This window comes from Xanthomonas hawaiiensis, from assembly GCF_031834635.1.
In the GTDB taxonomy this organism is placed as follows: Bacteria; Pseudomonadota; Gammaproteobacteria; order Xanthomonadales; family Xanthomonadaceae; genus Xanthomonas_A; species Xanthomonas_A sacchari.
The window spans coordinates 700790-714112 of record NZ_CP115873.1 but is presented as its reverse complement, the minus strand read 5'-3'; the positions used below and the strand labels follow the sequence as shown (position 1 = coordinate 714112).

At 66.3% G+C, this 13323-nt stretch carries 11 protein-coding genes; 4 read left to right on the top strand and 7 right to left on the bottom strand.

The window, feature by feature from the left end; translation table 11 throughout:
* Nucleotides 1–43 precede the first annotated feature (43 nt).
* Entirely contained in the window at nucleotides 44–544 is a 501-nt protein-coding gene (locus PG878_RS03145; RefSeq protein WP_209032219.1) for an MgtC/SapB family protein, read from the top strand.
* Here the strand turns inward: PG878_RS03145 and PG878_RS03140 are convergent.
* Nucleotides 505–1131 carry a ParB-like protein gene (locus tag PG878_RS03140; protein ID WP_209032220.1) on the bottom strand — a complete coding sequence of 209 codons (627 nt, stop codon included), beginning with the start codon at nucleotides 1129–1131 and terminating at the stop codon, nucleotides 505–507. The two genes, PG878_RS03145 and PG878_RS03140, sit on opposite strands and share 40 nt — an antisense overlap.
* A gap of 431 nt (nucleotides 1132–1562) precedes the next feature.
* On the opposite strand from PG878_RS03140, the gene PG878_RS03135 reads away from it, so the two are divergent.
* Complete coding sequence (locus tag PG878_RS03135) at nucleotides 1563–3167, top strand: GGDEF domain-containing protein (RefSeq protein WP_209032221.1); 1605 nt, start codon at nucleotides 1563–1565, stop codon at nucleotides 3165–3167.
* A gap of 202 nt (nucleotides 3168–3369) precedes the next feature.
* Here the strand turns inward: PG878_RS03135 and PG878_RS03130 are convergent, their stop codons facing one another.
* The 4 genes from PG878_RS03130 to PG878_RS03120 form a co-directional block, all read right to left on the bottom strand.
* Entirely contained in the window at nucleotides 3370–4734 is a 1365-nt protein-coding gene (locus PG878_RS03130; protein ID WP_209032222.1) for a reverse transcriptase domain-containing protein, read from the bottom strand.
* A complete protein-coding gene (locus PG878_RS20810; protein ID WP_425611758.1) occupies nucleotides 4731–5339 on the bottom strand; it encodes an SLATT domain-containing protein in 609 nt (202 codons plus the stop codon). Before PG878_RS20810 ends, PG878_RS03130 begins: the two co-directional genes overlap by 4 nt.
* Before the next feature lie 501 nt (nucleotides 5340–5840).
* Nucleotides 5841–6749 (bottom strand): DUF808 domain-containing protein, encoded by a 909-nt coding sequence (locus tag PG878_RS03125; RefSeq protein ID WP_209032224.1) that lies wholly within the window; start codon nucleotides 6747–6749, stop codon nucleotides 5841–5843.
* 98 nt (nucleotides 6750–6847) lie between these two features.
* On the bottom strand, nucleotides 6848–7594 hold the full coding sequence (locus PG878_RS03120) for a DUF808 family protein (RefSeq protein WP_209032225.1): 747 nt from the start codon (nucleotides 7592–7594) through the stop codon (nucleotides 6848–6850).
* A 122-nt stretch (nucleotides 7595–7716) separates the two neighbouring features.
* Here PG878_RS03120 and PG878_RS03115 point away from each other — a divergent pair, with 122 nt between their 5' ends.
* Nucleotides 7717–9342 carry a dihydroxyacetone kinase subunit DhaK gene (locus PG878_RS03115; protein ID WP_209032226.1) on the top strand — a complete coding sequence of 542 codons (1626 nt, stop codon included), beginning with the start codon at nucleotides 7717–7719 and terminating at the stop codon, nucleotides 9340–9342.
* Between the two features lie 376 nt (nucleotides 9343–9718).
* Here the strand turns inward: PG878_RS03115 and PG878_RS03110 are convergent, their stop codons facing one another.
* Together PG878_RS03110 and PG878_RS03105 are read right to left on the bottom strand one after the other, a co-directional pair.
* Nucleotides 9719–10882 (bottom strand): XAC2610-related protein, encoded by a 1164-nt coding sequence (locus PG878_RS03110; protein WP_209032227.1) that lies wholly within the window; start codon nucleotides 10880–10882, stop codon nucleotides 9719–9721.
* A gap of 83 nt (nucleotides 10883–10965) precedes the next feature.
* Nucleotides 10966–11106, bottom strand: a complete 141-nt coding sequence (locus tag PG878_RS03105; RefSeq protein ID WP_209032228.1) for a hypothetical protein — start codon at nucleotides 11104–11106, stop codon at nucleotides 10966–10968.
* Nucleotides 11107–11502: 396 nt separating this feature from the next.
* Between PG878_RS03105 and PG878_RS03100 the strand changes: the two genes are divergently transcribed.
* Nucleotides 11503–13194, top strand: a complete 1692-nt coding sequence (locus PG878_RS03100; protein WP_209032229.1) for an ABC1 kinase family protein — start codon at nucleotides 11503–11505, stop codon at nucleotides 13192–13194.
* Nucleotides 13195–13323 lie beyond the last annotated feature (129 nt).

Here is a 13323-nt window from a genome sequence, read left to right as displayed (position 1 = left end):
TGAGCCGGGCGCCCACCGCGGCGCATCCACCAGGAGACCTGCCTTGATCGAACTGTCCGACATCGCCGTGCGCCTGGGCATCGCCGCCCTCGCCGGCGCGGCGATCGGGTTGAACCGCGACCTGCACGGCAAGCCGATCGGGATCCGCACGCTGGGACTGGTGGGCCTGGCCACCGCGATGGTGGTGCTGCTGGCCGACCCGCTCGGCAAGGGCGGTTTCACCGATGCCGGCAGCCGCGTCATCCAGGGCATCCTGACCGGCATCGGTTTCCTCGGTGCCGGCGTCATCTATCACGTCGAGAAGCACGTGCGGGTCCACGGCCTGACCAGCGCCGCCTGCGTCTGGCTGACCGCCTGCGTCGGCATCATGTGCGGCGCCGGCCAGTGGCAGATCGTGGCGGTGTCGCTGGCCATCGCCTTCGTCATCCTGCTGTTCGGCGGGCGCGTCGAACGCGCCTTGCACGCGCTCCTGGGCGGCAGGCCGGCGCATGACACCCCGCCGGATCAGTCGTCGGACAACGGCCCGCACCAGCCGGGCAAGTAGCTCGCGTCCCGGCTCTTGGCGAGCGCGAGTGCGGTTTCCACGGCGCGGGCGAAATCCTGCTTGACGTCGCGGCGCCGCAGCCGGCGGCGGAACAGATCGGCCCACAGGAACTCGCTGAACGGCGTGGTGTCCTTGGCGTAGCCGCCCGCGCGCCGGACCTCGCCGGCGAGGCTGCGGTAGGGGTCGTCCTTCAGGTCGGCGATCGACGTGGGCATGTCCTTGAACGGGCGGCGCTCGCCCTTGGCGTCGTAGGGATAGGCCCAGCGACGATGATCCAGCACGCTCCACAGCGCGCCCTTGTCGACCACACTGAGGTCGGCGATCACCGTGACCAGGATGTCCTCCACCCCTTCGTCGTGCAGCGCCCGCGCCAGGTGGTGGTGGTCGACCACGTAGTACTTGCCGTCCGGCCCCAGCACCACCGGGATCATGTGTTTGCCGAGCAACTCGGCCTGTTTGTGCTTCGACGCGTGCGCGCGCCAGCGCCTGCGCTTCTCCTTGACCTCGCGCATGCCCACGGTCATCTGCGTGGGCCGCAGGGACAGGATCGGGACCGGGTGCAGCAGGGGTTCGCGGGAATCGGCCATGCGCAGTCTCCATGGAGGTCTTGGACGCGCCGCGGCAGGCGCGGCCGCCAGAGTGCCAGCGTCGTGCCCGTTCTGCACAGCGCCGCGGCACGCGCTCCCCTCTCCCTCCGGGAGAGGGGTTGGGGGTGAGGGTGCGGCGGCCAGGGAACATTTTCCCCAGACACCTCCCCTAGCGAACCGCACCCTCATCCGCCCCTTCGGGGCACCTTCTCCCGGAGGGAGAAGGGATCGCCGCCGTGCTCACGAGTTCCGCCGCCGCCCGCGCCACTCCCCTCTCCCACCGGGAGAGGGGCTGGGGGTGAGGGTACGACCGCAATGGAGTCTTCTTCACAGACCCACCACCCGCCGGCTCAAGCGCGCAGCGTCGGCGCCGATATCCAGTTCCTGAGCGCCAGCATGGGCGGCGCATTGACTGGGAGGAGCCGGCTGGCATGTCGGACCAACGCGACGAGCCGCCGATCAGCGGACTGCGCAAGCTGCTGTCGCCGCGTCGGCGCGATCCGGCGGCGCCCGCGACGCTGCCTGCGCGGGCGCAGGGGCATGGCCACGGGCACAAGCACGGCCACGCGGCGACGCCTGCAGAGGCGGCGACCGACCCGGCTGCCGCCACTGCCGCGCTGATCCGCCTGTTCCAGCAGGCGCACGAGCCGCTGGGCCTGCTCGGCGCCTTCGCCGACGGCATGGCGGCGCTGCACGGCGAACTGGGCGACATGGGCCGGCGCCTGCAATCGGCAGCGAGCAGCGGCGACTGGCCCAGCTACGGCCGCGCGCTGCGCCAACTGATCGACAAGTACATCCGCACCATCGACGTCGACGACCCGCTGGCCGGGCCCAGCGACAGCGAGCGCCTGCGCGACCTGCTGCGGCAGACCGTGGCCGGCGCGCTGGCGGCGCTGCTGCACACCCTGCCCGAGCTGGCCGGCGAGGCCGAGGCCAGCGGCGAGGCGCTGCGCCAGTGGCGCCCCGGGCAGCCGCTGGAACCGGTCGCGCAGCAGGTGCGCGAGCTGTGCCACCAGATCGCGTTGCGCGCCAACGACGGCCAGGAGCAGCAGGCGCTGTTGCTGAGCCTGTTCGACCTGCTGCTGGAGAACGTGGGCGAACTGCTCGACGACACCAGTTGGCTGCAGGGCCAGATCGCAGTGGTGCGCGACCTGATCGCCGGGCCACTGGACCGCTACTCGATCGAGGAGGCGCGCGGCAGCCTGCGCGAGGTGATCTACAAGCAGGGCCTGCTCAAGCAGGGCATCGCCGAATCCAAGGAGGCGATGAAGGACCTGATGCTGACCTTCGTCGCGGACCTGGACGGCATGGCCGCCAGCACCGGCGAATTCCACGACCGCATCGCCGACTATTCGCAGACCATCCGCGACGCGCGCAGCATCGCCGACCTCAACCGCCTGCTGCAGGAAGTGCTGCAGGACACCAGCCACGTGCAGGATCAGGCGCTGCGCGCGCGCGATCACCTGATCGCCGCACGCCAGGAGGTGGAGGCGGCCGAACAGCGCATCCTGCGCCTGGAGCAGGAACTGCAGGACGTCAGCGGCCTGGTGCGGGTCGACCAGCTCACCGGCGCGCTCAACCGCCGTGGGCTGGAGGACCTGTTCGCGCGCGAGCTGGTGCGTACCGAGCGCAGCGCGCAGCCGCTGTGCGTGGCGATGCTGGACCTGGACGATTTCCGCCAGCTCAACGAGACCTACGGCCACCCCGGCGGCGACAGCGCGCTGCGCCACGTGGTGGAAGTGGCGCGAACGACCTTGCGCGCCAGCGACGCCATCGCCCGCTTCGGCGGCGAGGAATTCGTGCTGCTGATGCCGGACTGCACGATCTTCGAGGCCAGTGCGGCGGTGACGCGCGTGCAGCGCGCGCTGGCCCAGCGCGCGGTGGTGCACGAAGACCAGCGCGTGTTCGTCAGCTTCAGCGCCGGCGTGGCATTGCGCCACCCTGGCGAAGCGCAGGATGCGCTGATCCGTCGCGCCGACCGTGCGCTGTATGAGGCCAAGAAGGCCGGCAAGAATCGGGTGGTGTCGGCGGATTAGACGGGACCCAACCGCTTTATAGGACTCTGAAAACCGAGAATAAAGCGACCTTGCTTCACACCCCCAGTCGATATCCTTTCCCGATCGAAAAACTAAAGCCGAGACCTTCATATTTTTCCACGAATCATCTGGACGGCACTGATGACTGGGTTCCGACCCCATTCCACTTGGACTTGGGAAAGTAGCCATCCGTGCCCTAGCGCTAAGAGGACTGCGCTATGTCAGTTTCGAGGTCTCTGACCGCCTTTGTGATCTTAATAGACAAAAGCCTTTCGACCCTCTCATCTGACATGGCGTTAACCCGATCACCAATCCACATAGCTAGACGATCCCGCTTTTGAGAAATAGTAAGCGCATCAAAATTGGGAATATACGAGCCAGAACCTATACCTCTATTCGTCAACTCGTAATAGGTCTTGATGAGAGATTTCGGCTTGATCTTGTGTTCAAGTTTAAAACGCAAGAGCAAATTTGAAATAGTCCAAGTTATGGAGCGAAGCTGCGAGGTAGTCGTAATTTGAGAAAAATATGCAACCCACCCAAGCCTTTTTCCATTAAAAGTGCAGCCGGTTATTCTCAAATTTATTTTCCACTTGCAGTACGCTAGAGCACGCTCCTGATCCTTTGCATTTGCAAGGGATGAAGCCTTGTGTTTGTAAGCGGTAAGGATTTTTGCTATGGAAGACTCAAATCGAAGTATACTCTCGCGACGGATACTAACTTGATTATTACTTATTACGTACCCGAGAAAACTGAATTGTTCGCTAAGAACTCCAATCTTTGTCTTGGAATTTGGCCCAGGGGGATGGGCTGTCAATCCCATTTTTTTCAGCCGAAGAATTATTTTCTCCGCAGCCTCTTCGGCTTTCCCCTGAGAGGCAAGAATCAAAATATCATCAACATATCTGCAATACCATATTCCTGACTCAGCAGAAAAGGTCTTGTCGACCTCCAACATTGATATCTCAGCGAGAAGATTGGATACAGCAAGCCCTTGTGGAACACCACGGTCATTGTTCGCGATATTAGACGACCCTCTCGACTCCGAGACTGTTGGCGTGGAAATCGCCTTACTAATTAGCGACCGAATTTCGCGTTTTCGAATCCTGTTCCACGTACTACTTAATACTAGCTTGTGCGGGATCGACGGGTAGAACTTCTGAAGATCAATCTTTGCGAATTCAACATAAATGCCAGATTTTATATTGGCTTTCAGTGCATCGATAACAGCGTGGGGCAATTTTAACTTTGCCTCAGGGTAGACATCCCCAAGGCATTCACATAGCGCCCTAAGAGTTATCCTATCTCGAACAGTCGGTATAGATATCTGGCGAGGATTTGATTGAGCCCCTTTTGAAATAAGCTTTTCTTTATATGCAGTAAACTTGTACTTATCCCCATGTACTTTAAGGTAAATCAACGATATCTCATCAGAAAGATTCTCCCCAAATCTGATGGCACGAATCCTATCGATCCCGATTGCTGCAGAATTGACAATCCTATCGCTATAAATCTGAATTAAGTTATCTTTTGAAAATCTCTTCTTGAAACTCTGAGGAGCCTTCATTGTGACTGGATCCAAAAAGATGCAGCAACAATTACTGGAGCTATGTAGAGCAAGCCAGTGAGAGCATAGCGGCGAATCAACACTCCGTACCCCACAATAACTTCCTTAGTAGAAGGCTCTCTACTTGTCAGGTTGTTTGAGCCAATCCGCGCAAGAATGTCGTCGATACTTTTATGATTCTCACAATCCCGAAGAAGATTGCTATACGTTTCAATCTCCGCTGGTGATGCTGATGGCCCATTCATGGTGCTATACAACCTATGCAAGCGCTGGTAATTCCTCCTCATTAATATAGCGCGGCCGCGGAAGTCTCGATTCGCAACGGATAGCGATATTGCGAGAAGAAAGATTGAAAGGACTGTAGTCAGCAGATCCGTGTCCTTTCCTAGCAGATCTGGGTACCTGATTGTAAGCGTGGCCACGACAGCGCTAAGAATTGCGTACCACACCAAAAGATTCTGAGAATGGAAATCCATCCACTCCAAGCGTTCCTGGGCTTTGATACGAGCTTTATATGTGAACCACACATTGTCCTTCACTGCCCTACTCCAGCTGAAGTGAGAAAGGAAAAGAGGGGGCAGGGAATATTGAGTACCGTTGAACATCCCTTGGGATCAGTAGGCCGTAGCCCAACAGCCGAAGCCGTTAATTGTCAGAGCCGCCCTCGTTACACGAGAGGAAAAGCCTGCCCCCTAGAATGAAGCTTACTACCTAGATTTGGCTTTGGGAAGGCTTTCTTTTGGGCCCATCCGTGCAATGCCTAGCTTGCTTCTTTGCGGCAGCTGCTTATTTTGGCTACCTGCCGTGCTCTTGGCTGTGTGAAGCGCAATGCAAAAGAATTCTTTATCGATAGGCATATGCTACAAGCGAGATGAAGGTCTACTACTAAAATTCTGATCATGTAGATCATGCGTGCTAAGCGACGTAACTGGTCAAGTCGTCGCCTTCCTTGCTCGAATTTCAACCAGTCCTTGCAGTTGAAAATATTTGTAGCCAACCACTAAGAGAAGGAGAAGTACGCAACTCATGGAACAATTCATACACTACTTCGTAACGCGCATCGTACCGTGCGTGAAGTCCTTGCCATCGACTAGCAGCTTTTGCTGTTAAGAATCGCGGCTTGCGTGCATTTTCTTGACGCCCAACACCACCGCCAGCACCAAGGCGCCGGCCACGATTCCCACCAAGGCGTTGCCCAGGGCGAGCACCAGGCTGCCCAGGCCGCCGCTCGGGGCGATGGCCTGGATGGCGTGGTGCAGCGGGCCGATGCTGTGGACCAGGATGCCGCCGCCGACCAGGAACATCGCCGCGGTACCGGCGACCGACAGCGTGCGCATCAACCACGGCGCCAGCCACAGGAGGCCGCGGCCGATGGTCGCGGCGGCGGCGCCCTTGCGGCTCAGGTACAGGCCCAGGTCGTCGAGCTTGACGATGCCGGCGACCAGTCCGTAGACGCCGGCGGTCATCGCCAGCGCGATCGCCACCAGCACCGTGAGCTGCTGCAGGAGCGGCACGCCGGCGACCACGCCCAGCGACAGTACGATGATCTCCGCCGAGAGGATGAAATCGGTGCGGATCGCGCCCTTGACCTTGTCCTTCTCCAGCGCCACCACGTCCACCTGCTGGTCGGCCAGCGCCTGCACCTTTTGCGCGTGACGTTCCGCATCCTCTTCCTTCGAATGCAGGAAACGGTGCGCCAGCTTCTCCACGCCCTCGAAGCACAGGAACGCGCCGCCGATCATCATCAGCGGGGTGATCGCCCACGGCAGCCAGGCGCTGATCGCCAGCGCCGCCGGCACCAGGATCGCCTTGTTCAGCAGCGAGCCCTTGGCCACCGCCCACACCACCGGCAGTTCGCGGTCGGCGTTCACCCCGGTCACCTGCTGCGCGTTCAGCGCCAGGTCGTCGCCGAGCACGCCGGCGGTCTTCTTGGCCGCGACCTTGGTCAGCAGCGACACGTCGTCGAGCAGGGTGGCGATGTCGTCGAGCAGGGTGAACAGGCTGGCGCCGGCCATGCGGGGATTCCATTCGGGATGAGCGGCGATTCTCGCCGATTCCGCCGCGCGATGGGCCGGCCGCGGCAGGGCACCCCCTGTCGACGGCACGCGTAAGGCTAGTCGATGACGCCTTGGGACGGGGACGGGAAGAGCAACGCGTGTCCCGCGTAGACCGCCGACGCCGCGCCGAACACGAGCGACACCGCCACGGCGAGCAGCGCCAGGCCACGCAACAGCCGCGGCGCCAGCGCCAGCAGGACGCGCCCCGGCGCTGCGATGCGACCGCCCGTGCCGTGCACGCGCAGGCCCAGGTCGGCGAGCAGGACGATCGCGGCGATCGGCGCATACATGGCCAGCGTCAGTGCGGCTGCCACCAGCGCCACGCCGAGCGCGCGGATCGCGAACGGCGCAGAGGACAGCAGCAGGCCGGTCACGGCGATGCACTGGATCGACACCACGACATCGGTCCGCATCGCGCCCTTGAGCAGCCCGGCGATCCGGGCGTCGTCTTCGGCACCAGGGTCGGCCGCCGGGCGGCGCCAGGAGCGCGCCAGCCACTCCAGGCTTTCGTAGCTCTGGTACATCCCGCACAGGCACAACAGCCCCAGCGTCAGCTGAGACATTCCGCCGTCGTCCGACCCGAACAGCGAGGGCGGCGGCAGCAGGGCGTAGATCGCCAGCAAAACCGGCACCAGCACCAGCTTGCCCAGCAGCGCATTCCGGAACGCCCTGCCCAGCAGCCACCAGGCGCGCCCGATCGGCGCCGCCGCCACCGCGCGCGCTTGCGCCGGCGCGCGATGCGCGGCCTCGTCCAAGGTGGACGCCAGCGCGCCGAACAAGCTGAACAGGCTGGTGCGGGCCATGCACGTTCCTGCCGGAAAGGTCGGCGCCATTCTCGCCGAGATCGCATGCCGGCGCCGCGCGCCACGGCCTCACCCGCACTCGGCTACCCTGCGGCGCAGCCCCGCACCGACAAGGAGACGCCATGGACCAGTTCCTCACCGCGCCCCGCGCCATCGTCGACGACGTGCTCGCGGCCGCGGCCATGCTGCAACCGCTGCTGCTATCGGAAACCGACAGCGGCACCCGCATCGTGCTGCAGGCCGCGCGCGATCCGCGCCAGGTCGCGGTGCTGTCCGGCGGCGGCGCCGGGCACGAGCCGGCGCATGCCGGCTTCGTCGGCCCGGGCATGCTCAGCGGCGCCATCGCCGGCGACCTGTTCGCCTCGCCCGGGGTGGAGGCGGTGCTGGCGGCGATCCGCGCCTGCGCCGACGCGCCCGGCGTGCTGCTGGTGATCAAGAACTACACCGGCGACCGGCTCAACTTCGGCCTGGCCGCCGAGCGCGCACGCGCCGAGGGCATCGACGTGGCCAGCGTGCTGGTCGCCGACGACATCGCCCTGCCCGACGCCGCGCAGCCGCGCGGCATCGCCGGCACCGTACTGGTGCACAAGTACGTGGGCCACCTGGCGCGCGAGGGCGTGCCGCTGGCCGAACTGGCGCAGCGCGGCCAGGCCTTCGCCGACCGCCTGCTGTCGCTGGGCATGGCCTTGTCCAGTTGCAGCGTGCCGGGCCAGCAGGTCGGCCGCCGCGCGCCGGAACTGGGCCTGGGCATCCACAACGAGCCGGGCGCGCGGCCGGTGCAGCCCGGCACAGTGGAGGAGGCACTGGCGCTGGTGCTCGATCCGCTGCTGGCGCAGGCCGATGCCCGCCTCGGCGCCGACGCGCCGCTGGTGCTGATGCTCAACGACCTCGGCGGCTGCTCGACGCAGGAACTGGGCGTGCTGACGCGGCTGGTGCTGCAGCGCATCGGCGTCGAGCGGGTCGCGCTGATGCCGGTGCCGGCAGCGCTGATGACCTCGATGGACATGCACGGCTTCTCGATCACCCTCGCCCCGGCCGATGCCGACGTGCTCGCCGCACTGCAGGCGCCGGTGCAGACCCTGGGCTGGCCCGGCGTGCGCGTGCCGCATGCAGTCCAGACCTTCGCTCCGGCGCTGAAGCGCGACGATAGCCACCGCGATGGTAGGCGCGATGCGCAGTGCGCCGCCGCGTTGGCGCGGGTGGCGCAGGCGCTGATCGCCGCGCAGGCGGAGTTGGACGCGCTGGACGCGCGCAGCGGCGATGGCGACGCCGGCAGCACCTTCGCCGCCGGCGCGCGCGCCCTGCAGCAGGCACTGGACACCGATGCGCTGGCCACCGGCGACGCCGCGGCACTGGCGCGCGGCCTGGCGGCGACGATCGAGCACAGCATGGGCGGCTCCAGTGGCGTGCTGCTGTCGATCCTGTTCACCACCGCCGCCGGCGCCCTGGCGGACGGACGCGACTGGGTGCAGGCGCTGCAGGCCGGCGTGGCGCGGATGCAGCACTACGGCGGCGCGCAACGCGGCGACCGCACCTTGCTCGATGCACTGCTGCCGGCGCTGGACGCCCTGGCGCAGGGCGCAGGCGTGGACGCCGCTGCGCACGCCGCCCGCGCGGGCGCCGATGCCACCGCACAGCTCATCCGCGCCGGCGCCGGCCGCGCGGCCGCGGTGCCGGCGGATGCCTTGCGTGGGGTGATCGACCCCGGCGCCGAAGCGGTGGCGCGCGCGTTCGCGGCGTGGCGGTGAAGCAGCCGGTCGGGTCGGCCGATGCAGCGCGAGGCAGGCTTGGGTCGATCAGGGCGGCACGCGTGTTCGGAAACGCCGGTCGCGGCTGAAGCCGCTCCTACGACGCACTACACGCGTTGTGCATGGCGTCATCGCCGCACACGCAGGCGCTCCGCATGCAATCCACCAGGGATCGGAGCCGCGCCCGCCCTCGTTGTAGGAGCGGCTTCAGCCGCGACAGGCATCCCCGGCAACGCCGGTCGCGGCTGAAGCCGCTCCTACAGAGAGCGCCATCGAAGCTGCAATGGGCTGCCCGGGTGCACTGTGGGAGGGACTTCAGTCCCGACGCGCGCAAGTCGGAATCGCCAGCGCCCTGGGAGCAACGCCCCGTCGCTCACTACTCCGCGGACGCCGCCTCCAGCACCTGCGCCACCGCCTGCAGCGATCCGTGCACCGAGCCGGGCTGCAGCGCCAACGGCTGGGTCTTGCCGCGCGTCACCACCTCCATGCGCTGCGGCACGCCCTGTGCATTGCCGACGATGCGGTAGGTGGTGTCGCCACGCACGAAGCTGAGCAGATGGCGGTCGGCGTCGTAGTCCATCGCCTCGCCCTGCGCAGCCGGATACAGCAGGTCCACCCGCTGCTGCGCGCCGAGCGCCGCGTAGAACGGCGTGCTGCTGGCGCCGTCGCCGACATTGGCGAACACCACGATGCGCTTGCCGCCCGGCGCCAGTCGAAACTCGAGCAGGATCTTGCGCTGGCCCACCGCCGTCTCGCCTTCCTCGTCCCACAGGTAGTGCATGTCGGGCACGCGCTTGCCGCCACGGTCGCGATACACCGTCTCCTGCGCCAGTCCCGGCCCCTCGCCGCGCGCGTCAAAGACCGTTTCGCTCTCCAGCAGCGGCTCACCATCGCGGATCGCGTACGTCGCGTACTGGTGCCAGCAGCAGCCGTCCTTGGTCATGGTGTGGAGCTCGCGCGCCTGCGCATCCACCTCGAACAGGCCGCAGTTGCTCTGCGCCAGGTCGGTGAAGTCCGCATCGGCCTCGAAGCCGTCGGCGGTGCCCAGGTACACCTGGTAGGACGGGCCGTGATAGCAGCTGTTCTGGCCGTCCATCACCGCCAGGTCCTTGATCCCGTCGAAATTGAAATCCTCGTAGATCAGCACGCTCTGCTCGCCGTACGGCAGCTCGTGCACGTTGGCCTTGACCTTGCCGCTCTTCGCATCGGTGTCCAGCACCAGCTCCGGCGAGGCCACCTCGAGCAGCGGCGTGGCGTTGCCGCGGGCGAACACGCGCACGATGCCGGGGCGGAACACCTCGCCGCTGTCCTCGATCTCCAAGGTGGCGCGGTAGCGATCGGAGAAGTCCTGCAGGTCGTAACGGCGGTGCGTGCTGGCAGCGAAGGCCTTGGCGTCGAAGTCGTCGGCGGCATACTGCTGGGTCTGCGTCGCGGCGGTCGCGGTCGCGGTCGACGACAGCAACACGAGCAGCAAGGCCAGGCGTGCACGCATCGACAGCACACGGGCACGGCCAACGGCATGCGAGACGATGAAGGACATGGTGGCGTTCCTGGCAGCGGCAGCGGAGGCCAAGGGTAAGGCCGGCCGCGGCGGCGGGCCAGAGGCCAGCGAGCGTCCGCGCGTCAGAACAGCGCGCGTGCCAGCGCCCGCAGCGCCGCGCGCGCCTCGGTGGCGATGCCGCCGCCGTCCTCGCCCAGCCAGGCCACCACGAGCAGCGCCACGACCACCGCGGCCGCCAGCAGCGCGAGCCGACCCCATCTCACCGGTCGGGTGTCCCGCCGAGCGCGCGTGGTGGCACAACGCCCGGTGCAGCGCGTCGGGTCGCTGGCGGCACCTGCCATCGGTCGATGCGCCGCGCCCGTCTGCCACGTCGCCATCGTCCGACCGACATCACCGCTCGCCCCGCTGCACTGCGCACGGCCTCATCGCCCTCGATGCCCGGCAGGATACGCCGCGGGCGCCCTGCCCGACCACCGGGCGCGGCCGTGGGGGCGACAGCGACACCGGCGATCCCGCCGCCGGCAGATCGACGCCGCCGCGACACCGCGGCCTGGTCCCTGCGATCCCCGGCACCAGGCCCGACACCGCGCGGGATTCACTGCGCGACGACCCGGCCGTGGCCACACTCGTCGCAGCCTTTCGCCTGCCCGGAGCCCACTTTGAGCGCGACGCCCGACGCTGCGGCCACACCGCACGTGATCGGCGGCCTCAGCCGCCGTACCCAGATCCTGCGCCTGCTGCTGCGCTACCGCAGCTCCGGGGTGTTTTCCGGCATGGACATGGAGACCGCCCAGGGCGAGCACGAGCTGCCGCCGGAAGGGACGCCGGAACAGTTCGTCACCGATCTGGAGGCGCTCGGCCCGACCTTCGTCAAGCTCGGGCAGATGCTGTCCACGCGCCCGGACGTGGTGCCGCCGGAGTTCGCCACCGCCCTGGAGCGGATGCAGGAAAACACCACGCCGATTCCGAGCGAACGCATCCGCGAGATCGTCGAGGCCGAACTCGGCGTCGGCATCAACAAGGCCTTCTCCGCGTTCGACGACACCCCGCTGGGCAGCGCCTCGCTGGCGCAGGTGCACCGCGCCGCGCTGCGCGACGGCACCCCGGTGGCGATCAAGGTGCAGAAGCCCGAGGTCGCCGCGCAGGTGCGCGCGGACCTGGAGGTGCTGCGCAGCTTCGCCAGCGCCGCCGACAAGCTCACCGGACTGGGCCGGCGCATCCGCTTCGCCGACTGGCTGGCCGAGTTCGGCAAGGCGCTGCTGGCCGAACTGAACTACGAGGCCGAGGCCGAGAACCTGGCGCGCTTCGGCGAGCACCTGCAGCCGTTCCCGCAGCTGTGGGTGCCGCAGCCGGTGTGGGACCTGTGCAGCCGCCGCGTGCTGACCATGCAGCTGGCCGAAGGCGTGCGCGTGGACAAGATCTCCGGGCTGCGCCGCACCGAGCAGCCGATGGACGACCTGGCCGCGGCGCTGGTGCGCGGCTACCTGGACCAGATGTTCGTGCACGGCGAGATCCACGCCGACCCGCATCCGGGCAACCTGCGCGTGCTCGCCGACGGGCGCCTGGCGATCTTCGACCTGGGCATGGTCGCGCACGTGCCGCCGAAGTTGCGCGAGCGCCTGCTCAAGCTGCTGTTCGCGGCGGTCGACGGCCGCGGCGAGGAAGTGGCCGAGGAAACCATCGCGCTGAGCACACGCCTGGAGGACTTCGACGAGGAACGCTACCAGCGCGAGACCGGGCAGATGATCGCCCGCTATGCCGCGCACGACGCCATGTCCGAAGGCCGGGTGGTGCTGGACCTGGTGCGCATCGCCACCGCCTACGGGCTGCGCACGCCGCCGGAGCTGAGCCTGCTCGGCAAGACGCTGCTCAACCTGGAAGCGGTGTGCCGGGCGCTGTCGCCGCACCTGGACACCCGCGTGGTGGTCGAGGACCAGTTGCAGCACGTGATGCGCGCGCGGCTGAAGAAGTCGCTGTCGGCGGCCAACCTGGCCAGCGAGGCGATGGAACTGCAGGCGCTGCTGCGCGAGGGCCCGCGCCGCATCTCCGACATCCTTACCCTGGCCGCGGAGAACCGCCTGCAGGTGCGCGTGGCCGGGCTGGAGGAATCGCGGCTGATGGAGAGCCTGCAGAAGATCGCCAACCGCGTCGCCGCCGGCATCGTCACCGCCGCGCTGATCCTGGCCTCCACGCAGATGATGCGCATCGACACCGGCAGCAAGCTGTTCGGCTACCCGGCGATCGCGATGGTGCTGTTCCTGCTGGGCGTGGTGCTGGGGCTGGGCATCGTGGTCAGCGCGGTGCTGTTCGACCGCCGGGCGCACGCGCGCGAAGAGCGCGGGAGGCGCTGAAAGCCGGGAGTGGGGAATCGGGAATGGGGAATCGTAGGAGCGGCTTCAGCCGCGACCTGCAGCACCGGCAGCTGGCGGCCAAGCCGCTTCGCGCTCCACCACTCCCGAATCCCGAATCCCCAATCCCCG

What these genes read in the sequence shown, in the direction of transcription:
- PG878_RS03110 (WP_209032227.1), bottom strand. Translation starts at nt 10,882, where the DNA reads ATGTCCTTCATCGTCTCGCATGCCGTTGGCCGTGCCCGTGTGCTGTCG.
- PG878_RS03130 (WP_209032222.1), bottom strand. Translation starts at nt 4,734, where the DNA reads ATGAAGGCTCCTCAGAGTTTCAAGAAGAGATTTTCAAAAGATAACTTA.
- PG878_RS03140 (WP_209032220.1), bottom strand. Translation starts at nt 1,131, where the DNA reads ATGGCCGATTCCCGCGAACCCCTGCTGCACCCGGTCCCGATCCTGTCC.
- PG878_RS03135 (WP_209032221.1), top strand. Translation starts at nt 1,563, where the DNA reads ATGTCGGACCAACGCGACGAGCCGCCGATCAGCGGACTGCGCAAGCTG.
- PG878_RS20810 (WP_425611758.1), bottom strand. Translation starts at nt 5,339, where the DNA reads ATGTTCAACGGTACTCAATATTCCCTGCCCCCTCTTTTCCTTTCTCAC.
- PG878_RS03120 (WP_209032225.1), bottom strand. Translation starts at nt 7,594, where the DNA reads ATGGCCCGCACCAGCCTGTTCAGCTTGTTCGGCGCGCTGGCGTCCACC.
- PG878_RS03125 (WP_209032224.1), bottom strand. Translation starts at nt 6,749, where the DNA reads ATGGCCGGCGCCAGCCTGTTCACCCTGCTCGACGACATCGCCACCCTG.
- PG878_RS03115 (WP_209032226.1), top strand. Translation starts at nt 7,717, where the DNA reads ATGGACCAGTTCCTCACCGCGCCCCGCGCCATCGTCGACGACGTGCTC.